Source organism: Streptomyces sp. NPDC014727 (assembly GCF_043083485.1).
Lineage (GTDB): Bacteria > Actinomycetota > Actinomycetes > Streptomycetales > Streptomycetaceae > Streptomyces.
In genome coordinates this window covers 273,491-293,805 of sequence record NZ_JBIBYR010000003.1, presented here as the reverse complement: position 1 = coordinate 293,805, position 20,315 = coordinate 273,491, and the positions used below count along the sequence as shown (strand labels likewise).

Here is a 20,315-nt window from a genome sequence, read left to right as displayed (position 1 = left end):
TCCAGCAGGTCGGTGAAGTGCCCTTCCCGAAGGAAGGGCAGTGGGTGTCAGAGAGTGGCGTAGAGCGCCCCGGCACTGGTCACGGGTCCGGTGCGGAGCCGGTCCGGCCAGTCGAGGGCCAGGCCGAGCGATTCCCTCAACCGGCTCTGGAAGGAGGCGAGCCGGTGCTCGGCCCCGCGGACCGCGCGCGGCGGCAGCCGGTGCTCCAGGCAGTACGACACCAGCGCGCCGACGGCCTCGCCGATGGTCCACTGGCCCGCGTGCCCGCCGAGGGCCGGCGCGCTGAGATGCGTCGCACCGATGTTCCGCCCGGCCGGGAGAAGGTTCTCCACCCGTACCGGCAGCAGGGCGCCCAGCGGCAGCTGGAACGGCAGGCACTCCAGATCCAGGCCCGCGCCGCCACCGTTCCCCGGGTGCAAGGTGATCCGGGAACGCAGGGTGCCCACGCTGTCCGTGAAGGTTTCGGCGCCCGGTGTCCCGGCCCGTGCGGCGGCGGTCAGATGGTGCTCCAGCAAGGTGAACTCGGCTCGGATGCGCCGTGATTCGCGTACATGCGGTGTCTTGGCGAACCCGTCGGCCGTGCCGGTGGCATCCGGCCGCAGGCGCAGCTCGGGGTAGCCGTGCCCGCCGTCGTGCCGGGGCGCGCGTGTCTGCATCCAGTGGAGGAACGACAGCGCCTGCTCGCGGGCCTCCCGCTCGGCACGAGCGCGTACCTCGTCCCCGCGTCCGGCGAGCGGCAGCCGTGTGTAGGCCGTCTGCTCCCAGTCGACGAGGGTGATGTCGCTGTCGAAGGTGCCGGGCAGGTACCGGCTCCGGGCGAGCGTCCGCAGCTGGTGCCAGCGGTCGTTGGGCGGTGCGGCCCACGGAGGGACCTCGTCCGGCTCGTGCAGGAAGAGCGGCACGGAGCGGAGCGGGGCACCACCGGGTTCCCCGGTGTCCCAGGAGAAGGAGTCGGACCACCGGTCGTAGCCGGCGGGCCGCTCGACGGTGTGGTCCTCGCCGGGGCGGTGGTCGAGTGCGAAGACCCAGGAGACCGGCTGCTGGTCCAGCGGATCGGCGACGGCGGCCGCGTGCGGTTCGCCGGTCTCCTCGCGGGATTCGGCACCGGTGACGTGCTCGACGCCCGCGAGGTCGAGCAGCTCGCCCAGGTCCGTCGCGTCGACGACGTACGGAGCGCCGACCGTCAGCAGCTCGCCGTCCGGGGCCTCCAGAGTGACCGCGACCACCCGGTCCCCGTCCGTCTGGGCCGCTACCGGGCGGTGGCGGAGCAGCAGGGTGAGCCGGCCCGAGGCGAGATGCGGGGTGAGCAGCTCCTGGACGACGGCGAGTGCGGCGCGCGGTTCGTGGCTGAGATGACCGGTGGTACTGAGCCCGGGGTTCAGCAGCGGGTCGGCGTACGGCTCCGGGCGCAGCGGGTAGTTGCGCCGGTAGAAGTCGCGTATCCGTTCGCGCAGATCACGGTATCCGGGGGAGACGGGGTCCAGTTCGATGCGGTGGCCGTCGGCGAGCGGGACCGCCTGGGCGGTGAACAGGCCACCGGGCCAGTCGGTCGCCTCGGTGAGCACGACGCGGTGGCCGAACCGGGCGGCGGTCAGCGCGGCGGCGAGGCCACCGAGGCCGGCACCGACCACCAGGACGTCGGTCCCGAGTTCGCGGGTACGGGGTACGGGGGCGGCGGACACAGGAGTCTCCTCCCTCAGGGCCGACGGGCGGCGACGGTACGGAGCCGGACCGGCGCGGACTCGCGCGTCCTGATCCGGACGGGGAGCACGATCTGCTCGGCGCTGCGGTACGGGTCCTCGCCCGCCGTGCGCTCCGCGATCCGGGTGGCCAGTTGCTCGACCGCCCGGCTGCCGATCTCCCTGGCGGGCAGCCGGGCCGCGAAGCTGGTGAGCGGCAGCAGATCGTAGGGGCCCACGTCGTCCATACCGGCCAGCACGATGTCGTCCGGCACGGCGATGCCGAGCGAGGCCAGATCGGAGGCCGCGGTGGCGACGGCGAAGCCGTGCGCACACAACAGGGCGGTCGGCGGCTCGGGCGCGGCGAGCAGTTCGGACAGCCACTGCGTGCGGTCGTCCTCGGGCAGCGCCGTGTAGGAGCGCAGCGCGGTCAACTGGGGGAGCAGAGGCTGGTCATGGGCGCGCAGTGCCTGCTTGTGCCCGGTCATCCGGTCGTGGACGCTGGTGCACTGCGTCTCGCCCCAGAGCGTCGCTATGCGCTTGTGGCCGTCGGCCAGCAGGTGCTCGGTGACCCGGTAGCCGACGTCGTAGTTGTCGGCGGTGACGGCGTCGATCGCGAGGCCGGGAAAATACCGGTCCACCAGGACCATGGGGAGGTGCAGACGCCGGATCTCCTCCAGCAGGTCGAGATCGGGCGCCCCCTGGACGGGGTAGAGGATGATTCCGTCGACCCGGTCCTCGACGGCCTGACGCAGCGCCTGGTCCTGGCGGGCCAGGGACGCGCTGTGGTCGGCGTGCCCCGTGTCCGTCATATGGATCACGGAGTCGGAGAAGAACAGCCGCAGCCCGCGGTCCGAGCAGCCGGACTCGACCCCGCGCAGCACCTCGGACTGGTACGGGCCCTGGCCGCTGATGATGCAGGCGACCACACCGGACCTGTGCGCCGGGGAAGGTTCCGCGGTTCGGTCCGAGGGATCGGCGACGAAGGTACCCAGCCCCCGACGCCGTACCAGCAGCCCTTCCGCGACGAGGTCGTTGAGCGCCCGGACGGCGGTGGTGGAGCTGACGCCGAAACGCTCGCGCAGCTGGTTCTGAGTGATGAACGGAGAGCCGGCCTCGTACTCGTCACGTGCCACCTCGGCCCGCAACTCGTCCTTGATCAGCTGGTACTTGGGTCCGGACGTACCCATCCGGCCACCACCCTCTCGGATTTGACGCGTCAATCGGCGTTGATCACAGTCTTGCGGCGGTTAACGCATTATTTCAAGGGGGTTGCGCTGAAAGAATGAGCAACTTAACGCGTCAAGTAGGGGAGTTGTCGATTCAATGCGTCAATCCAGTGGCCCGTCGGACGGGGATCTCAGGTGGTCATGCCTCAGCGGGCGGTACGGGGCGGCGGCGCCGTACTGGCCCGCACCACCAGGCGCGACGGCACGGCGAGCGTGCGCGGCGAAGCCGTCGCGTCGCCGAGGGCCAGCAGCAGCGCCCGGCGGCCGATCTCTTCGAGCGGCAGCCGCACCGTGGTCAACGCGGGCGTGACGTCGCAGGCCACCGGCAGATCGTCGAAGCCGACGACGGAGACATCGGCGGGCACGCTCCGCCCGAGGTCGTCACGGAGCGCCGCGAGCGATCCGAGCGCCATGGCGTCATTGAGTGCGAAGAGTGCGGTGATCCCCGGCGACCTGCGGAACAGCTGCACAGCCGCGGCTCGCCCGCCCTCCCGGGTGAAGTCGGCCTCCACACGGTGGCGCTCCTGAACGCAGATGCCCAGTTCGGCCGCCCGCTCCAGGAAGCCGTGCAGCCGGTCCTGTACGGAGACCAGCGCCAGCGGTCCGCAGATGATGCCGATCTCCGTGTGCCCCAGCTGGGCGAGGTGCTCGGCGACCGCCCGGCCGCCCTCGCGGTTTCCCGGCACGATCGTGTCCACCGGAAGATCCTGGTGCGCGACCGCGGTCACCCGGCCGCCCTGCGCCGCGAACGCCTCCAGCTCCTGGGTGAGCGCGGGGCTCCCGCCGACGAAGCCCGAACCGGCGAGGACGACGGCACGGGCCCGCTGGGCCCGCAGCCGTGCCACGTACTCCGCCTGGAGTCCGGGCTCATGGAAGGTGCCGGCCAGCATCACGAGGAGCTTGTGGTCGCGGGCGACCTCCATGACACCCGCCGCGATGGCGGAGTAGTAGGCGTCATTCACATCGTGGACGATCAGACCGACGATGGACGTCGTGGACTGCACGAGCGCGCGGGCCGGCGCGTTGGACACATAGCGGAGCCGGGCGGCGGCCTCCAGGACGCGCTCCTGCAGCTCCTGGGTGACGTTGCGGTCGCTGTCGCTGAGGACGCGCGAAGCCGTGGCGAGAGAGACCCCGGCGTCCTGCGCGACCTGCTGGAGCGTCACGGCGGACGGCGGGCGGGGACGGGCGGAACGTCGATTGACCTGGCTCTGCATAGGGATACGATAGCTGCACTGAAAGCGTTTTCCCATTGCGTACGCAAGAGGAGCCCGGCACCGGGACCGTCCTGCAGCCCTCGGTCAGCCCGCGCTCCATCGCCCCGGCTCGGTCGGCGGCATCGTGGCCAGACAGCGGTAGACGGCATCTCCGCGGAAGGCGTACCGCCGCTCGGTCTCCGGGGTGAGCCGGACGCCGAGTCCCGGCGCCTGTGGGGGGAGCAGGCATCCCGACTCGATGCGGAACGGTTCGACCAGGAGCTCGGACCGCAGGGGATATCCGGGCATCGGCCACTCGGCCAGCCGGCCGCCGCCGGCGAAGGCCGCGTGGTAGTTGGCCGCCTGGCACACCGCACTGCCCCAGCAGTGGACGACCGCGTCGACGCCGTGCTCCGCGGCGCCCGCGAAAACGGCCAGTGTCTGCCGTAGACCGCCGATGACGGTGGCGTCCGGCTGCACCAGGTCGTAGCACCCCGCGGCCATGCGCCCCAGCAGCTGCTGCGCGGTGGTGACGGTCTCTCCGCCCGCCACCGCACAGCCGGCCGCCCGCCGCAGAGCCGGGTACTCGTGCACATGGGCGGGCCCCAGCGGCTCCTCCAGGAAATGCACAGGCCGCTGCGTGCCGGCCCTGACGGCGTCGAGGAAGGCGAGGGTGTCCGCCGCCGACTGGCCGGGGTCTTCGAGATTCTGTGCCATGTCGATGGCGATACCGACACCGTGCGGGGCCGCGTGCTCCAGCGTCCATACCGCCTTGTCCGCCTCGTGACCCCGCGCCCTGATCTTGAAGGTGCTGATCCCGAGCCCGGCCACTGCGGCGATCTCGGCACTCATCGCCGACGGGGAGCCCGAGTCGCCCCCGCTGGCGTAGAGCCGGATCCTGTCCGTACGACGGCCGCCCAGCAACTCGTACGCGGGCACGCCCGCCCGTCTCCCGAGGGCGTCGACCAGGGCCGCCTCCACGGCGGAGACGACATGACGGGCCGCCCCCTGCAGACTCCAGTACCCGGTCACCAGCACCATGTCCCGGTAGCGTGCAGCCAGGTCCCCCGCCGGACGCCCGAGGAGGTAGGGGGCCAGTAGATCGACCGTGGACACGAAGACCTGCGGTGCGAAGACGGCGAGATAGCCCTCGCCGAGACCGGTCGTCCCGTCGTCCAGGGTCACCTCGACCAGACCCGTCGTGCGCCATCCCGTGGGCAGCGCCACGCGCACCTCCAGATTCTCCGGGTCCGCGTACGGGGCGCTGAGCAGGACCGGCCGGACCGCCGCGATGCGTACTCCGTCGTCGACGAGCGCACCGACGTGCGCGGAAGCGGGTTCGGGCATGTCGGTCACGTCCTCAGAATCCTCTGGTCCACTGCACGGGGTTGCGCAGTGGGTCGCCGGCCTCGAACCGGAGCAGGTTGTCGGCGAACAGGTCGACGACCCGTGCGCTCTCGTCCGTCGAACCACCCGCGGTGTGCTGGGTGAGAATGACGTTCGGGCAGGTCCACAGCGGGTGCCCGGCAGGCAGCGGCTCCTGTCCGGTGACATCCAGCACCGCACCGCCGAGCCGCCCGGAGGACAGCTCGGACATCAGGGCCTCCTCGTCCACCAGCGATCCCCGGCCGGCGTTCACCACAACCGCTCCCGGCCGCAGCAGGGCGAGGCGTCGTGCATCGAGCAGTCCGCTCGTCGCGGGAGTGCCGGGCAGCAGCCCCACCACCACATCGAAGCGGGGCAGCCGCTCGTCGAGTTCGGCGAGGGTGCGGATGTCACCCGAGCCGCGTGCGAAGTGCGACACCGGGCAGCCGAACGGACCGAGCAGCTCGGCGAACCGCCGGGCGATGGAGCCACGGCCCAGCACGAGCACCCGCGCCCCGGCCAGCAGACGCAGCCGGGGCCGTACGACGGGCTTCGCCCATGTGCCGCGGGCGCGCAGCCCGGAGAGCTCGTCGATACCGCGGTGGAGCGCGAGGATTCCTGCCAGGCACGACTCGGCCACAGGGTCGGCGAAGACATCACCCAGGTTGGTGACGGCCAGCCGATGGCCGAGCTCGGGCCGGTCCAGCCCGAGATAGCTGTCGATCCCGACCGAGGCGAGTTGCAGCCAACGGAGCCTGGGAGCTCCGGACACCCACTCGGCCCTGGGGTTGCCGAGTGCGATGTCGGCATCGGCGAGGGCTCGTGCGTCTGCCTCGGAGGCCGTCCCCGGCTCGGCGAACCATACGGACCCGGGCCCGAGAGCGCGCAGGCGTGCGCGACCGGAATCGTCGAGGGGCAGTTCCACGTACAGGCTGACCCCGTCCATGCCTTTGTTCACCACGGGTGCTCCGCGAGGTACTCGGCGATCCGCTCCCGGTCCCATGCCCCGTCCGCGACGGTGACCCGGTAGCGGCGGGACAGGGTGTCGCCCGGGGCCAGCTCCAGTTCGTCGTAGAACGCGAAGGAGGGGGCGACGGCCGCGAAGGGCTCGTTGCGGACGAACCAGTGCGCCGGGTGGGTCCCGCCCTCTCCCGAGTGGTCGTTCTCCGGGGCGTGCCGGAAGATCAGTGTGGCGTGGCCGTCGGCGCCGTCGTGTTCACCGCTGAAGGCCAGCCACGGGGCCTGCGTCCCCATCAACTCCGGTCCCGAGCCCTCCGGTCCGAGGATCCGCCCGCCGCGGAAGGCGCGCGGCCCGCGCCAGAAGAGGCCGGTGTACCCCGCCGCCTTCCTGCCGTGTGTCGTGGGGCTGCCGAAGTGCAGCGGCTCGGTGCGCCGATTGGTGATCGCGCTCGACCAGGTCAGCGTCCAACAGCCTCCGGTGCCTGCCGCACCGGCGCCGGATTCGGCGTGTTCCACGTCATGCAGTTCGATGCGCCGCTGCTCGTCCGCCCAGTGCGTGCCGTCGTGGTGGCGCCAGCTCAGTCTCTCCGCGATGACCGCGCGTCCGGCATCCGCCGCCACCTCGTCGAATCCGAGGTGTGCCATCGATCCGACCCGTTCGGGCAGCGGCCGGTAGTCCTGGCCGTGCACGTAGGTGTTGCCTCCCCACAGGTTCTGCCCGGACAGATGGGAGGCGGTCATCTGGAGGCCCTTGTGCCAGCGGTGATCATTGGGCCGATAGTCGGTGACAACGTTATCGGCCAGTGTGCGCATGGGATGGACGTACGGCTTCGGAGCCTCCCAGGCCGCCTCGGGGCGGTAGGCATAGCTGATCAGATCGGTGCCGCCGCGCTCCTCCGTGACCGTGATCCGGTCCCCGTGGGCGTGCGTGATGCGCAGTGGACTGCTCATGTCCCAAGTCTCCCGGGTCAGGACTGGAAAGCGCTTACCGCAACCTAGGCCCTTCGCCGGATGAGCGTCAACAAGAAGGGAACGGGCGGGTGCTTCCGCGCGCTCGGCCCCCGTGGTGCACCCCTCGCCGGTGAAGTTCCGGGCACCGCTCTCTGTCGGGGGCCGGGGTGGGCGACCGAGGTTTTCCTTCGCCGGCCGAAGAGCCTCAGGGCGTGAGGTAGGAGTGGAAGACGCCCTCCGGGTCGTACCGGCCCCTCAGTTCCTGAAGCCGTCGCCAGTCGCGCGCCGTGTAGGACCGCTCCGCCCGGGTGGGGCCGGCGCCGAGGTCGGCCTCAGCGATGTAGTGCCCCGTCCCGAGGGGCTCCACGGCGCTCATCGTCTCGCGCAGCCAACGGGCGTTGATGTCATCATCCGCCGCGTCGTCCCAGATGGCGTACGGGACGACGTAGCTCGATCCGAGCACCGAGAACGCCATGTCGCGCAGTAGTTCCTCGTTGTGCGACGCGGGTGATACGGGTGCCAGGACGAGGGAATTGTCGGAGGGGGCCCCCTCCATGGCGTCGCTGAACCCGGACAACAGCGTCCCGAGGTCGGAGTCGGACCACAGGGTGTCGGCCGCGTAGCGGTGATGCGCGGGCCATAGGTCGTCCGAGGCTTTGTAGAGGGCATTGAAGGACGTCGGGCGGTCCGCCTCGTGGAAGAGGGACCGATCGGCGAAGGGGCAGTTCCGGAGTGGCCCGAGGGCCTCGACGGCCTGCTCGCGCGAATCCGCGAAAGCGGTGGCGGCGACGGTGATCACCTTCGGCCGCGGCCTCGCTCTCGTCATGTGCGGGGCGGCTGTTGCGAGTACGAGGGTCAACTCCACGGTCGGTTGAAGACCGCGTGCGGTTTCGGTGGCCCAGTTCGTCACCTCATGGAGATCTGCGAAGGGGAAGGCGAACGCGGTCGACATGATCGCTGCGGGAAGCCGGTGCAGGCGGAGGTGGAATCGGGTGACGACGGCGAAGAAGCCCGGACCTGCTCCGCGCGCCGCCCAGAGCAGGTCGGGATTCTCGTCCTTGTTGCACCGGACCGTTTCGCCGTCCGCGGTCACGGCTTCGATTTCGTGGACGCTCCGGCAGGCCGGCCCCATGGCGCCGGAATTCCAGCCGAGACCTCCGCCGAGGAGATAGCCGCCGACGGCGACCGACCCGCAATGCCCCGTGGGAAAGGAGAAGCCGCGCTCTGCGAGTTCCGGAGCGAGCGCACTGCCGGTGACGGCGGGCTGTACGGCCGCCGTCGCAGAAGCCGTGTGGATGTCGCACCGCCGGAGCCGGGAGAGATCGATGAGCATGCCGTCGGATCGGACGGAAGAGCCGCACCAGCTGTGCCCGCCGGCCCGCACCGCGATGCGGAGCCCGCGACGACGAGCCAGGCCGATGGCCCCGGGAACATCCCGTTCCGAAGCGGCGCGGACGATCAGTTCCGGGCATCGCTCGGGCTTGCGCCCGTTCCACACCATGCCTGCCAGGATCGCGTCGTAGTCGGCATCGCCGCGCTGGACGAGCTCCCCTTCGATTCCTCTGGCCAGTTCTCTGTCGCGCATCACGGAACTCCCGGACTTGCACGGGCCACGGCCGTGGACGAAGCTGAAACGCCGTGCTCCTAACCCGTGGTCAGGCCGAAGACGGTGATGATCACCAGGTAGCACACAGCAACGAGCGCGGCGCCCGCCGCATGGGCACCGACGGATCGCGCCCTGGCGGGCAGCAGCCAGAAGGCGAGCGCTCGGTTGACCAGCGGCATCAGCAACCAGGTCAGCACACTGACACTCAGTACGTTGCTGATGAACAGAGCGAGATACCCGGGCACTCCCAGGCGGCCGAGCCAGTCACCGACCGTCAGGTTCAGGATCATCACCGTGGGATACAGGGCCAGGACCACGGACATGGCCTGTTTCCAGTTGGGCGGAGCCCCTTCCTCCGCGCCCTCGCCGAAGCGGAACCAGGAGCCGAACGCCGATCCGATCTTGCGCACGTCATAGGAACCGAAGTACTCGCGCCCTTCCGTCAGGAGCTTTTCGCGTGCCTCGGATCCGAGCCATTCGTCCAGGTGCTCGCGTGTGTCGAAACGGAAAGCGACCACCCAGCGGTCCTGGATTCCCTTTACCGGTCTGAAAAGTTCCGACCCCATGAAACCGGGATGCCGCTCCTGTTCCTTGAGGATCTTGTCCTGCCAGTGCATGAAATCCTGCTCACGCCCCGGTCGCACATCGTGCGACACGACCGCGGTGACGACATCCTCGGTCGGCGTGCCACCGGAAAGCACCTCTTGCGTGGGGGGTCCGTCGAACAGCGGGCTGCCTTCGTCGAGGAGTTGCCGCCGCGCATTCGAGTCCAGCCACTCGGTCAGCTGCTCGACGCGGGAGAAGCGGAAAACGACGACCCACTCGCCTTCCTCACCGGAGGCGGGCGGGTACAACTCCGTCCCCTGGAACCCGTCAAAGCCCCGCGCGACCTCGTTGGTCTTCTCCTGCCAGCGCTTGTAGTCCTCGTCCCGGCCGGCCCGGACCCTCTGAGAGATCACGACAGTCGCGCTGCCGCTGGAGTCGCGGCTTGCACGGGTACTCATGCGGAGTAGTCTAGTTCTAAAAGGAGTTATCGGACAAATATGGAGAAATTCCGCCTCGCTGAGCGGGAGGATCTTGGGATGGGGCACAAGGAGTTCATGGCCGAAGCGGTTCGACTGGCTACCGAGTCCGTCGAGAACGGCTGGGGCGGACCCTTCGGTGCGGTGATCACCAATGACGGCGAGATCATCGCTCGCGGGCAGAATCGTGTCCTTCTCACGGCCGATCCGACGGCGCACGGTGAGGTGGAGGCCATTCGCAAGGCTGTTCAGCTGCTCAATCCGGAGGCGCCCAGCATTTCCGAGGAGCACCAGGACGCGTACACCCTGAAGCTGGTGCCTCGGCCGGAGGGTTCCCCCGACGCGGTGCCCGAGCGCGCTCGTATGCTGCAGGGATGCGCGATCTACACCAGTGGTGCCCCGTGCCCCATGTGCATGAGCGCCATCTACTGGTCCCGGATCAGTGCCGTCTACTACAGCTGTGACTGGAAGGCAACTCAGGAGATCGGCTTCGACGATGTCTTCCAGTACGAAGACTTCGCGAAACCCCCGGACCGGCGGAGCATCACTCTTGAACAGCTCCACCCCGAGCTGGGGGCCACGTCCTACGAGGCGTGGGCGAACAAGGCGAACAAACACCCGTACTGAAGCGGCTCGCAACGAGAGAACGATGGCCGCATTGCCGATGTGCCGATGTGCCGATGTGCCGATGTGCCGGGGAACGGGCGGCCGACGGCTTGCCACTCACCCATGGAAGAGCGGCAAGACGTCGGCCGTTCGTGTGAGACAGGCACTACGTGAGGCGGGTGCTACGCGCGACAGGTGCTACTTGGGCGGGCGGATGTTCCCGCCGCCCATCTTGCCCTGCTGCTCACTCTGCTCCTGCAGCTTCCGGGCCTTCTCCTGAAGACGCTGGCGCTGCTCAGGGTCAGTGGTGCGCTCCGCGGCCTCGGTCATGTGCCGGGCCTTCTCGCGCAGCTCCTGCGCCTGGTCACCGGATTCACGTGCAACGCTCATCATCGCTCCTTGTGCGGTTGGGAAGAGCGGGCTCCATCAGAGAACCAGTGCCGTCGCGTCACCGCACCTCGAATCGTCACTCAGCGTCACGGTGTGCGGGAGGGGTGCCGCGGCGCTGGCATGATCAAGGGCATGAACGAGAGCAACATCGCCGCGTGTGACGGGGCATCGAAGGGCAATCCGGGGCCTGCGGCCTGGGCGTGGGTCGTGGCCGACGCACAGGGACGTCCGGAGCGCTGGGAAGCGGGACCGCTGGGGACCGCCACCAACAACGTCGCCGAACTCACGGCATTGCGTGAGCTGTTGGAGGCCACGGACCCGTCCGTGCCGATCGAGGTGCGGATGGATTCGCAGTACGCGATGAACGCCGTGACCAAGTGGCTGCCCGGGTGGAAGCGCAACGGCTGGAAGACCTCGGCCGGCAAACCCGTGGCCAACCGTGACCTGGTGGCCGGGATCGACGCCCTGCTGACCGGCCGGACCGTGAACTTCGTCCACGTGCCCGCCCACCAGGTCGACGGGGACCCGCTCAACGCCCTTGCCGACCAGGCGGCCAGCGAGGCCGCGGTGGCACAGCGGCCGGCCGGTACCGCACACGGCTCCGCGCAGCTCCCGACGCCCGCCCCCGCGCGGGCGACCGAAGGGCGGGGCAGGAGCACCCCGGAGAAGAGGGCGGGGAGTTCGGCGCGCCCCGCACGCTCCGGCGGCACCATCCGGGCCAAGTTCGCCGGCCGCTGCCACTGCGGAAAGCCTTATGCGGCACAGGAGATGATCGCCAAGAATCCGAAGGGCTGGGGCCACCCGGAGTGCCGCACCGCGCCTGCCTGACTCGTGGCCCCACCCGGGCCCGTACGGACGGTGCGGCCGCTTCGGGCCGGGCGGGGTCGCAGACGGGAGCGGGCGAGTGGCCACGCGAATGGAGCCCCGCATGCCATGATGCGGCTCCGACGGCGGTGTCCGCGGCGCACCGCCGGCGCTGCCGGAACAGGGACATGCTGGGGGGCGTATGGAAGGCACAGGCACGGTTCTGCGCGAGTTGCGCGGTGCGCAGAAGACGGCCAAGGGGGTTTCGCCGTACTCGCGGTACGTGAACCGTCCGGCCGGGCGAGTGTTCGCGGCAGGCGCGTACCAAGCCGGACTGACGCCCAATCAAGTCACTCTGATCAGTGCGGTATTCACCTTCGCAGCCATCGCTTCGGTGGCACTCGTCCGGCCGTCCTGGGGGCTCTCGGCCACGGTGTACGCCGGTCTGGCCGTCGGCTTCGCCCTCGATTCGGCCGACGGCCAGCTGGCCAGGCTGACCGGCCGGGGCGGCCCGGACGGCGAGTGGCTGGACCACGTCGTGGACTGCGCCAAGATGATCCTCGTGCATATCGCTGTACTGATCTCGTTCCAGCGGTTCTCCGTTCTGCCGTCCGACGGCTGGCTGCTCCTGCCGCTGGGCTTCCTGTTCACCGCCGTGCTGACCTTCTGTGCGGGGCTGCTGCGCGAACAGCTGGGCAGGGCGGCCGCACGGCCCGCACCGGACGACGGCGCCCCGGCCCCGGTGTCCCGGATGCGCGCCGTGGCACTGCTGCCCGTCGACTACGGGGTGTTCTGCCTGGTGTTCCTGCTGCTCGGTGACCGGACCGCGTTCCGCTTCGGCTACGCCGCGCTCGCCGTCGTGCACGCGCTGTTCCTCGTGGCGTTCCTCGTCAAGTGGTTCAGGGAGCTGAAAGCGCTCCGGACTGCGGACTGACGAGGGAGTCCAGCGCCCGGCGCAGCTGGGTACTGGACGTGTGCACCGTGTACGGGAAGTAGACCACCTCGACGCCGACCTCGGCGAAGTCGTGCTCCAGCCGCCGGCCCTTCTCCGTGTCCCGCCAGTCGTCCCCCTTGAAGATGACGTCGAACCTGACTTGCTGCCAGGTATCGATCTTGTCGGGCACGGTCTCGACGAACGCGGCATCCACATGGCGGACGCTGCGTACGATCTCCAGCCGCTCCGGCAGCGGAATCACCGGTGTGTGGCCCTTGGTGAGCGCGGCCATCTCGTCCGAGACGACTCCTGCGACGAGGTAGTCGCACTGACTGCGGGCATGCCGCAGGATGTTGAGGTGCCCTATGTGGAACAGGTCGTAGACACCCGGCGCGTAGCCGACCCTGTGCACCATCCGTTCTCTCCCCCCACGGTGAACGTGATGTCCGTGTCCCAGGGTTGTTGTCCGGACATGACATCCGGTGCCGCGGGATATCGGTATCGGTGTTGATGGTGCAACGACCTTACTGTGAAGACCACTTGCGTATCCCGTGAACGGATAAGCTCGCTTTTGGTGCTGTTCCTTGGGGGGAACACAGAATGTTCCGGGGGGAAGGCGAGCGTCCATGTCCGATGCCGATCGTCACAAGCCGTTCGAAGGTCGCACGCTGCTGGTCGTCTCGACGAACTACGCGCCGGAACTGACGGGCATCGGACCGTACGCCGCGCAGCTTGCCGAGCACTGGGCCGAGAGCGGCGCCGAAACCCATGTACTGACCGGCATGCCGCACTACCCGTCCTGGCGGACCGACGCGGAGTACCGGGGTGTGTGGCGGGCCGTCGAGACGCGGGCCGGGGTCACCGTCCACCGGCGAAGACACTATGTGCCGTCCCGTCAGACCGCCCTGCGCAGAGCCGTGTTCGAGGCAACGGTGCTCGGTCACGGGCTGCTGGCGCCGCCCGTCTCGCGTCCGCCGGACGCGGTGATCTCCCAGATGCCCAGCCTCGCGGGCGGGGTCGCAGGAGCCCGGCTGGCACGCCGCCACCGGGTCCCTTACATACCGGTCGTGCAGGATCTGATGGGTGCGGCCGCCGCCCAGAGCGGAATCCGGGGAGGCGGCCGGGCGGCGGTCGTCGCCTCGGCGGCCGAACGGTACGCGCTGCGCGGCGCGGCCCTCGTGGGAGTCATCCACGAGACCTTCGTCCCGCGCGTCACCGCGTACGGCGTGGACCCCGGCCGCATCCGCACCGTCCCGAACTGGTCGCACGTCCGGGCCCCTTCCGCCGACCGCGCCGGTACGCGGGCCAGGCTCGGCTGGAGCGAGGGCACTCCCGTGGTCCTGCACTCCGGGAACATGGGGCTCAAACAAGGGCTGGAGGTCCTCGTCGACGCGGCCCGGCTCGCGCCGGATATCCGCGTCGTGCTGATGGGGGACGGGAACCAGCGCGAGGCGCTGCTGGGGCGCGCGGCGGGCCTGCGCAACCTGGATTTCCTGCCGCCGGCCGACGCCGACGAGTTCACGGACATCCTCGCCGCCGCCGATGTGCTCGCGGTGACCCAGCGGGCGTCCGTGCTCGACATGAGCGTCCCGTCCAAACTGACCTCGTACTTCGTCTCGGGCCGCCCCGTCGTCGCCTCGGTCGCCGACGGGGGAGGGACGGCCCTGGAGGTGCATCGGTCCGGAGCCGGGATCCTGGTCGCGCCGGAGGATCCCGCCGCGCTGCTCTCAGCCGTACGCAAGCTCGTCGAAACGCCGGCCGGGGCGGACGCGCTCGGCGCCAACGGGCCGAGGTACGTCGCACGCCATCTGAGCCGGGAGGCGGGACTGGCCCGCTTCGACGCACTGCTCACCGAGGTCCTCGCCGACGCACAAGGGAGACCACACCGATGACCCAGCCCATCCGCGCCCTGGAGGACCAGGACGAACCCGCCCTGCTGCGGGACCAGTTCCGCCAGCTCCTGCGCTACCGGGCACTGCTCGCCTCCGGCGTGGTCCTCGGGCTGCTCGGCGGCGGCTGGCTCGCCCTGAGCGGCGAGGACAGCTACACGTCGACGGGCGAGGTGGTCGTCCGCTCCGCCGCCTCGGACCCCTTCGCCGCGGGCGCCTCCGCCGACAAGGGCATCAACATCGGCTCCGAGCGGCAGACCGCGGTCAGCGACACCGTGGGCACCCTGGCCGTCGGTTCCCTGGCCCGGCACGGCGACCGCGTGGACGTCGGAGCACTGCTGTCCGGACTCCAGGTCACGAACCCGCCGAACACCCTCGTGCTCCGCTTCTCGTACACCGGCCGCACCCCCGCCCTGGCGAAGGCGCGGGCCGAGGCGCTCGCCGACGCCTATCTGGAGATCCGCAGACAGCGCACCGAGGACAGCATCGCCAACATGGTCGACGGCTACCGTGCCCAGCTGAAACCGCTCACCGAGCAGCGGGACCAGCTGGCGGAGCAGGCCGTCGGCAGCAACGACGTGACCAGCGCACGGGCCAACCTCGTGGTCTCGATCTCCGAACTCAGCAGGAAAATATCGGAGTTGCGTGCCCTGGACACCACTCCCGGCTATCTGACGAAGAGGCCCGTGGCGCCCACGAAGCCCACCGGTGCGGGGCTTCCCCTGCTGCTGGGACTCGGCGGAGTCGTCGGGCTGGCGCTGGGGCTGCTGCTGTCCTGGGTACGCCTGGTCTTCGACCCGGCCGTGCGCTCCACCCGGGAACTGGTCCGTTCCCTCGGTGCCCCGCTGCTCGGCACCCTGCCCAGGGAGCGGGCAGCCGCGGGCACGCTGCTCGCCATCGGGCGGAGCGGGAGCCGGCTGGCCGAGGAGTACCGGGCGGTCGCCTTCCGGCTCGCCTACGACCCGTGGTTCGCCCGGCGCCGCAGACTCCTGGTCACGGCCCCGCGCGGGGACAGCGCCGCCGCGGCCGCCGCGGCGGTCAATCTGGCTGCGGCCTTCGCCGAGATGGGACGCGACGTACTCCTGGTCGAAGCCGATCTGCGCACCCCCACACTGGCCAGGGACCTCGGCCCGGCCGTGCAGGGCGCCCGGCCCCGCTGGGCGACGGAGGGAGAGCGGGCCTGGCCGTCGGACAGCCGGATGAACGTGGACGTACCCGGATCGGGCGCCTTCACCCTCATAGCGGGCCGGCGCACGGACAACGTGCCGCGCGCCCTCACCTCGGCGCCCGTCGGGCGGATCGTCGCCGAGGGCGACCGGCCGGACGCCGCCGTCATCGTGCTCGCCCCGCCCGTGCTGTCGTACGCCGACGCCGTCGCGCTGATCGACCGGGTGGAGGGCGTCGTCGTGGCCTGCGACCCGCGTGAGGTGCACCGCAGCGACCTGGAAAGGATCCGCGAGATCATCGAGGCGGCCGGCGGAACGGTGCTCGGCGCCCTGCTGCATCCCGGCCGGAGCCGCCACGAGCGCAGGGCCCGCAAGAAGGCGGGCAAGCGCCACGCGGGCGGTGGCCGGTCCGGCTCCGCGCCGGGCCGGGGCGACGGGGACGGCCACGGTGGCGCCGGACATTCCGGTGACCCGGCGCAGACGCTGGGCCTGCGCACCTTCGACTCCACCGCGGGACACAGATGAAGGCACGTACCGCGATCGTCTGCTCGGTCGCGGACCAGGGCGTGGCAGCGCTCACCAACATCCTGGTGCTGGTGGCGGCCGCCCGGCTCTCCACCGTGGCCGACTTCGCCCGCTTCTCGGCGGTCTACGTCGTCTTCACGGTGCTCCTGGGCGTCTTCGGCGCCTACACCGGGCAGCCGCTCGTGCTGCGGCGCGGCGAGCCCGACGAGGTGGGCGGCGCGTGCCGGTCGGCGGTCGTCTTCACCCTGCTCGCCGCGTCCGCGCTCGGTGCCCTGCTCGCCGCCGTCTGTCTGCTGCTCCCGGGGGCCACCGCGCGCGCCCTGATGACGCTGGGACTCGTTCTGCCGGTGGTCCTCGGACAGGACACCATGCGCTACGCCTTCTCCACCCTGCAACTGCCGCACCTGGCACTGGGCGGCGACGTGCTCAGACTGGCGTGCGTACTGGGCGCGTTGGCCATGCAGCCGTACGGCGCCCCGGCCGCCCGGCTCGTCACCGTCTGGGGACTGTCCGCGCTGCCCGCCCTGCTGCTGTCGGCCGCCCTGCTCCACCGCCGGGTGGCCGGCACACCGCTGCGGCTGAAGGTCCTGCTGCGAAAGGGGCACCTGGGGTGGCGCTTCGTGGTGGAATTCGGGGTCGGCAACGCCACCAGCCAACTCTCCGTGCTCGGACTCGGAGCGGTCGGCAACCCGCTGGTGGTCGGCGCCCTGCGCGGCGCGACCACACTCTTCGGGCCGCTCAACGTGCTGTTCACCTCGGCCACCGGCTTCGGCCCGCCGCTGCTCGGACGGCTCTCCTGCGAACGGCGCCGGGTACGCGCCACGGCGACGCTCGCCGTCGTTCTCGCACTCACCGCGGGGGCCTGGGCCACCGCACTCGCCCTGCTGCCCGACGGGGTCGGCCGCCACCTGCTCGGCGACACCTGGCCCACGGCGGCCGCCCTGCTCCCCGCGACCGGCAGCCAGTACGCGGCGATGGCCGTCGGCACCTGCGGACTGCTGGCCCTGCGGATGCTCGACCCCCGTACCACTCTCTCCATCCAGGTGGTCTTCTCACTCGCCGCGGTGGCCTTCCTCACCGGCGGCTATGTGCTCGGCGGGGTGCCGGGCGCGGCCTGGGGCCTGTGCCTGGGATCGGTCTGCAAGGCGGTGGCCACGTGGGCCCGGGTGGCCCGGCTGAGCCGCCGCACCGCGGGCGGCCAGGCGCCCGTCAGCGCGGGCGCCATCCGTTCCGGCTCCTGAAACTGGTGACCAGCAGCAGACAGAGGGCCGCGATCGCCAGCTTCCCGACGGACTGCAACAGCGGTCCGCGCAACAGGATGAAGGTGTACCCGGCGATCAGCGGCGCGGCGATGGCCAGGACGCTGCCGGGGCCCGGACCGTCCCGGGAGACGGCGCGCGCGTAACGCCGGTCGGTGCGTGCCGCGGCGTACCCGATCAGTGCGAACGCGCCGACCATGCCCGGAGCGCCGAAGTCGACCCAGAGCTCGGTCCACAGCGGCGCCGACAGGTTGGTCATGTTCATCCCCATCCACTGGCCGACGCGCACCCCCGTGTCCTCCGGCTTGCCGCTCCACACCGACCGGGGCACGAAGAACAGTGCGGAGCCCGTCAGTTGACGCCCATAGGTGTGGCCCCGGGTGTCGACCCAGGTGACGGTGTTGGCGAACATCACTGCCTGGTCGTAGTCCTTGGTGGCCAGCGGCTCGAAGACCGACGACGACTCCACCGGCCGGTACCCGGCGCTGTCGTAGCGGAACCGGTCCGCGTACGGGAACAGCACCAACGCCCCGACCACTCCCATGACCAGCACCGAGCGGTACATCGCAGCGCTGCTCGGGAACGCGGTGAACAGGAGCGAGACCAGTACGGTCACGAACCAGTAACGAGCGTTGGAAACCGGGTTGTTGACGACGACATTGAGGACCAGCAACGCACACCAGACAAGCATTGTCGAGGGGGAACGCCGGGCCCTGCGCGAGGTCACCAGCCGACGGGTCCAGAAAAGCAGCCCGAGCAGCGCGGGTACCGTACCGAAGCCCTTGAGGAAGGCCGACCCCACATTGGACTGGTCCGACACCACCCCGCTGGCCGCGACCGAGGCGCTGATCTCCTGGCGACTGGTGAAGAAGATGGCGGGCCCGCCGAGCTTCACGATGTAGTAGCCACTCGCCGCGAAGGCCAGCACCACCAACAGCCTGAGCCGTACCCGGTGCGCCGTGGCCGGACCGCTCCCGGAGCGTGCGGTGGCCCGGCGGCGCAGCGGGCGCCGGGACGCCAGCAGCGCGCCGAGGTCGAACGCCGCACACCCCACCAGGACCAGCGCGACGGCCGTCACCAGATCCGACCGCGGTCCGACCATCGGTGTCGGGGTCTGCCCGATGACCACCTGCGCGAACGGCGCCACCCCCATCGCGATGTACACGAACATCCAGAAGACGCCCTGCAGCAGGCGGCGCCGGGTGGACAGGATCATCGTGGCGAGCCGGGCCCCCGCATAGCAGGTCAGCGCGAGTTGCAGCCAGTACGCGGTGTCCCGGACGCCGGTGCCCGGCTGCGCGGCGATCACCGCGGGCAGGAAGCAGACCAGGCCGAGGATGAGCGGCACGGCGAGGGCGCGCGACAGCATGGCCCACGCCAGGGGCTTCGCCGGCGGCTGGACCGGGCCTTGCGGGCCGTGCTCCGGTACGGGGGCGGACGGAGCCGCCTCGTGCACGGACGTCATCTACACCCCCCGTTCCGTGGATCTGTGAACACTCTAACGAATCAACCCACTTGGGGGGTTTGGATGACTATTCTGTAAAAGACCGGCCGAGACCGAGGGGGACTCTGGTGAAGATCCTGCACGTCGTCACACTGCACACTCCGGACCACGCGTTCGGCGGCCCGACAAGGGTGGCGCTCAACCTGTCGAGGGTCCAGCGTGCCGGTGGCGACGACGCCCGCATCATGGCGCTGGGCGACGGCTTCGAGGGGCGGCTGCCGCGCGAGGTCGAGGGAGTCCCGGTGCATCTCTTCCAGGCCCGTCACCTGCTCCCCATGTTCGAGGTCAGCGGAATCACCTCCGGCGCGCTCCTGCTCGCCGCCCGGCGCATGATGCGCGGCGCCGATCTCGTCCATGTCCATCTGATGCGCGACCTGGTGACGCTCCCCGCCGCGCTGCTCGCGCTGGCCTCCCGCACTCCCCTGGTGGTCCAGACCCACGGCATGGTGGACCCGACCGAAAAGCGGGTCGCCCAGCTGACCGATCTGCTGGGCGTACGCAAGGTGCTGCGCGAAGCCGACGCCGTGCTGCATCTGACCGAGAGGGAACGCCTCGATGTGAACGCCGTTGCCGCACCCGTGCCGTTGACCCGCACGGTACGGCTGGTCAACGGCGTAAGGCCGCAGGACCCCAAGCCCGCCCGCGCGCCGGGGCGGCCGCCGACAGTCCTCTTCCTGGGCCGGATCCAGGAGCGCAAGCGTCCGCAGGACTTCGTCGCCGCGATGCCGACGGTCCTTGCCGAACACCCGGACGCCCGGTTCGTGCTCGCCGGCCCCGACACCGGAGCGCTGTCGGAGACTCTCGAACTCGCCCGTGAACTGGGGGTGATGGACTCCCTCCACCATATGGGACCGCTCGGTCATGAAGAGGTTCTGGCCGCGGACGGGGAGGCCGATGTGTACGTACTGCCTTCGATCGAGGAACCCCTGGCCGTCTCCGTCATCGAAGCGATGTCCGTCGGCACCCCCGTGGTCATCACCCGCACCAGTGGCCTCGGCCCCGATGTTGCGAAGGCCGGGGCGGGACGGGTGATCGACAGCCGGGTCGGCGAGGACGGCGAGAACGCCCTCAAGGTCGCCCGTGCGGTGCTGGAACTCCTCGAACCCGAGGCCAACGCACAGGCCGGCAAGGCCGCCTGGGACCTGGTCAATGAGCACTTCACCATCGATGTCGTGACCCGGACCCTCCGGCGGACCTACGAGGACGTGGTCCGCCGGAAGGGTCACTGAG

At 70.4% G+C, this 20,315-nt stretch carries 18 protein-coding genes; 7 read left to right on the top strand and 11 right to left on the bottom strand.

Annotation, left to right across the window (positions count from 1 at the left end):
* Positions 1 to 47: 47 nt before the first annotated feature.
* From ACF1B9_RS07385 to ACF1B9_RS07350, 8 genes are all read right to left on the bottom strand, one after another.
* Positions 48 to 1,682, bottom strand: a complete 1,635-nt coding sequence (locus ACF1B9_RS07385) for an FAD-dependent oxidoreductase (protein WP_391739571.1) — start codon at positions 1,680 to 1,682, stop codon at positions 48 to 50.
* Positions 1,683 to 1,696: 14 nt separating this feature from the next.
* Positions 1,697 to 2,869 carry a substrate-binding domain-containing protein gene (locus ACF1B9_RS07380; RefSeq protein ID WP_391739570.1) on the bottom strand — a complete coding sequence of 391 codons (1,173 nt, stop codon included), beginning with the start codon at positions 2,867 to 2,869 and terminating at the stop codon, positions 1,697 to 1,699.
* Between the two features lie 185 nt (positions 2,870 to 3,054).
* Positions 3,055 to 4,125 carry a LacI family DNA-binding transcriptional regulator gene (locus tag ACF1B9_RS07375; protein WP_391739569.1) on the bottom strand — a complete coding sequence of 357 codons (1,071 nt, stop codon included), beginning with the start codon at positions 4,123 to 4,125 and terminating at the stop codon, positions 3,055 to 3,057.
* A gap of 84 nt (positions 4,126 to 4,209) precedes the next feature.
* Complete coding sequence (locus ACF1B9_RS07370; RefSeq protein WP_391739755.1) at positions 4,210 to 5,451, bottom strand: mandelate racemase/muconate lactonizing enzyme family protein; 1,242 nt, start codon at positions 5,449 to 5,451, stop codon at positions 4,210 to 4,212.
* Positions 5,452 to 5,464: 13 nt separating this feature from the next.
* On the bottom strand, positions 5,465 to 6,430 hold the full coding sequence (locus ACF1B9_RS07365; RefSeq protein WP_391739568.1) for a D-2-hydroxyacid dehydrogenase: 966 nt from the start codon (positions 6,428 to 6,430) through the stop codon (positions 5,465 to 5,467).
* A complete protein-coding gene (locus tag ACF1B9_RS07360; RefSeq protein ID WP_391739567.1) occupies positions 6,424 to 7,380 on the bottom strand; it encodes a PmoA family protein in 957 nt (318 codons plus the stop codon). The genes ACF1B9_RS07365 and ACF1B9_RS07360 overlap by 7 nt, the downstream gene beginning before the upstream one ends.
* A 205-nt stretch (positions 7,381 to 7,585) precedes the next feature.
* Positions 7,586 to 8,965, bottom strand: a complete 1,380-nt coding sequence (locus tag ACF1B9_RS07355; protein WP_391739566.1) for an FAD-binding oxidoreductase — start codon at positions 8,963 to 8,965, stop codon at positions 7,586 to 7,588.
* Between the two features lie 59 nt (positions 8,966 to 9,024).
* Positions 9,025 to 10,077, bottom strand: coding sequence for an antibiotic biosynthesis monooxygenase (locus ACF1B9_RS07350; RefSeq protein WP_391739565.1), 1,053 nt, complete (start codon positions 10,075 to 10,077; stop codon positions 9,025 to 9,027).
* A gap of 9 nt (positions 10,078 to 10,086) precedes the next feature.
* On the opposite strand from ACF1B9_RS07350, the gene ACF1B9_RS07345 reads away from it, so the two are divergent.
* The gene (locus ACF1B9_RS07345) at positions 10,087 to 10,635 is read left to right on the top strand and encodes a nucleoside deaminase (RefSeq protein ID WP_391739564.1); all 549 of its coding nucleotides are present in this window, start codon (positions 10,087 to 10,089) and stop codon (positions 10,633 to 10,635) included.
* Positions 10,636 to 10,812: 177 nt separating this feature from the next.
* Here ACF1B9_RS07345 and ACF1B9_RS07340 read toward each other — a convergent pair whose 3' ends face one another.
* Positions 10,813 to 11,004, bottom strand: a complete 192-nt coding sequence (locus ACF1B9_RS07340; RefSeq protein ID WP_391739563.1) for a DUF6381 family protein — start codon at positions 11,002 to 11,004, stop codon at positions 10,813 to 10,815.
* A gap of 132 nt (positions 11,005 to 11,136) precedes the next feature.
* Here ACF1B9_RS07340 and ACF1B9_RS07335 point away from each other — a divergent pair, with 132 nt between their 5' ends.
* Complete coding sequence (locus tag ACF1B9_RS07335) at positions 11,137 to 11,832, top strand: ribonuclease H (RefSeq protein ID WP_391739562.1); 696 nt, start codon at positions 11,137 to 11,139, stop codon at positions 11,830 to 11,832.
* Between the two features lie 178 nt (positions 11,833 to 12,010).
* Entirely contained in the window at positions 12,011 to 12,742 is a 732-nt protein-coding gene (locus ACF1B9_RS07330; RefSeq protein ID WP_391739561.1) for a CDP-alcohol phosphatidyltransferase family protein, read from the top strand.
* Here the strand turns inward: ACF1B9_RS07330 and ACF1B9_RS07325 are convergent.
* On the bottom strand, positions 12,708 to 13,157 hold the full coding sequence (locus tag ACF1B9_RS07325) for an adenylyltransferase/cytidyltransferase family protein (RefSeq protein ID WP_391739560.1): 450 nt from the start codon (positions 13,155 to 13,157) through the stop codon (positions 12,708 to 12,710). The genes ACF1B9_RS07330 and ACF1B9_RS07325 overlap by 35 nt on opposite strands.
* 211 nt (positions 13,158 to 13,368) lie before the next feature.
* Here ACF1B9_RS07325 and ACF1B9_RS07320 point away from each other — a divergent pair, with 211 nt between their 5' ends.
* From ACF1B9_RS07320 to ACF1B9_RS07310, 3 genes are read left to right on the top strand one after another with little or no spacing between them, the layout of a single operon-like run.
* Positions 13,369 to 14,634 carry a glycosyltransferase gene (locus ACF1B9_RS07320; RefSeq protein ID WP_391739559.1) on the top strand — a complete coding sequence of 422 codons (1,266 nt, stop codon included), beginning with the start codon at positions 13,369 to 13,371 and terminating at the stop codon, positions 14,632 to 14,634.
* On the top strand, positions 14,631 to 16,322 hold the full coding sequence (locus ACF1B9_RS07315) for a lipopolysaccharide biosynthesis protein (RefSeq protein ID WP_391739558.1): 1,692 nt from the start codon (positions 14,631 to 14,633) through the stop codon (positions 16,320 to 16,322). The genes ACF1B9_RS07320 and ACF1B9_RS07315 overlap by 4 nt, the downstream gene beginning before the upstream one ends.
* Positions 16,319 to 17,563, top strand: coding sequence for a hypothetical protein (locus tag ACF1B9_RS07310; RefSeq protein ID WP_391739557.1), 1,245 nt, complete (start codon positions 16,319 to 16,321; stop codon positions 17,561 to 17,563). Before ACF1B9_RS07315 ends, ACF1B9_RS07310 begins: the two co-directional genes overlap by 4 nt.
* On the opposite strand, the gene ACF1B9_RS07305 is transcribed toward ACF1B9_RS07310, so the two are convergent.
* Entirely contained in the window at positions 17,532 to 19,046 is a 1,515-nt protein-coding gene (locus tag ACF1B9_RS07305; RefSeq protein ID WP_391739556.1) for a hypothetical protein, read from the bottom strand. The two genes, ACF1B9_RS07310 and ACF1B9_RS07305, sit on opposite strands and share 32 nt — an antisense overlap.
* 107 nt (positions 19,047 to 19,153) lie before the next feature.
* Here ACF1B9_RS07305 and ACF1B9_RS07300 point away from each other — a divergent pair, with 107 nt between their 5' ends.
* Entirely contained in the window at positions 19,154 to 20,314 is a 1,161-nt protein-coding gene (locus ACF1B9_RS07300; RefSeq protein WP_391739555.1) for a glycosyltransferase, read from the top strand.
* The last annotated feature ends 1 nt before the right edge of the window (position 20,315 follow it).

Bases quoted from the DNA above. Each gene is read 5' to 3' on its own strand.
- ACF1B9_RS07305 (WP_391739556.1), bottom strand. From the start codon at position 19,046: ATGACGTCCGTGCACGAGGCGGCTCCGTCCGCCCCCGTACCGGAGCAC.
- ACF1B9_RS07345 (WP_391739564.1), top strand. From the start codon at position 10,087: ATGGCCGAAGCGGTTCGACTGGCTACCGAGTCCGTCGAGAACGGCTGG.
- ACF1B9_RS07315 (WP_391739558.1), top strand. From the start codon at position 14,631: ATGACCCAGCCCATCCGCGCCCTGGAGGACCAGGACGAACCCGCCCTG.
- ACF1B9_RS07360 (WP_391739567.1), bottom strand. From the start codon at position 7,380: ATGAGCAGTCCACTGCGCATCACGCACGCCCACGGGGACCGGATCACG.
- ACF1B9_RS07355 (WP_391739566.1), bottom strand. From the start codon at position 8,965: ATGCGCGACAGAGAACTGGCCAGAGGAATCGAAGGGGAGCTCGTCCAG.
- ACF1B9_RS07375 (WP_391739569.1), bottom strand. From the start codon at position 4,125: ATGCAGAGCCAGGTCAATCGACGTTCCGCCCGTCCCCGCCCGCCGTCC.
- ACF1B9_RS07380 (WP_391739570.1), bottom strand. From the start codon at position 2,869: ATGGGTACGTCCGGACCCAAGTACCAGCTGATCAAGGACGAGTTGCGG.
- ACF1B9_RS07320 (WP_391739559.1), top strand. From the start codon at position 13,369: ATGTCCGATGCCGATCGTCACAAGCCGTTCGAAGGTCGCACGCTGCTG.
- ACF1B9_RS07340 (WP_391739563.1), bottom strand. From the start codon at position 11,004: ATGAGCGTTGCACGTGAATCCGGTGACCAGGCGCAGGAGCTGCGCGAG.
- ACF1B9_RS07310 (WP_391739557.1), top strand. From the start codon at position 16,319: ATGAAGGCACGTACCGCGATCGTCTGCTCGGTCGCGGACCAGGGCGTG.
- ACF1B9_RS07325 (WP_391739560.1), bottom strand. From the start codon at position 13,157: ATGGTGCACAGGGTCGGCTACGCGCCGGGTGTCTACGACCTGTTCCAC.
- ACF1B9_RS07370 (WP_391739755.1), bottom strand. From the start codon at position 5,451: ATGCCCGAACCCGCTTCCGCGCACGTCGGTGCGCTCGTCGACGACGGA.
- ACF1B9_RS07330 (WP_391739561.1), top strand. From the start codon at position 12,011: ATGGAAGGCACAGGCACGGTTCTGCGCGAGTTGCGCGGTGCGCAGAAG.
- ACF1B9_RS07335 (WP_391739562.1), top strand. From the start codon at position 11,137: ATGAACGAGAGCAACATCGCCGCGTGTGACGGGGCATCGAAGGGCAAT.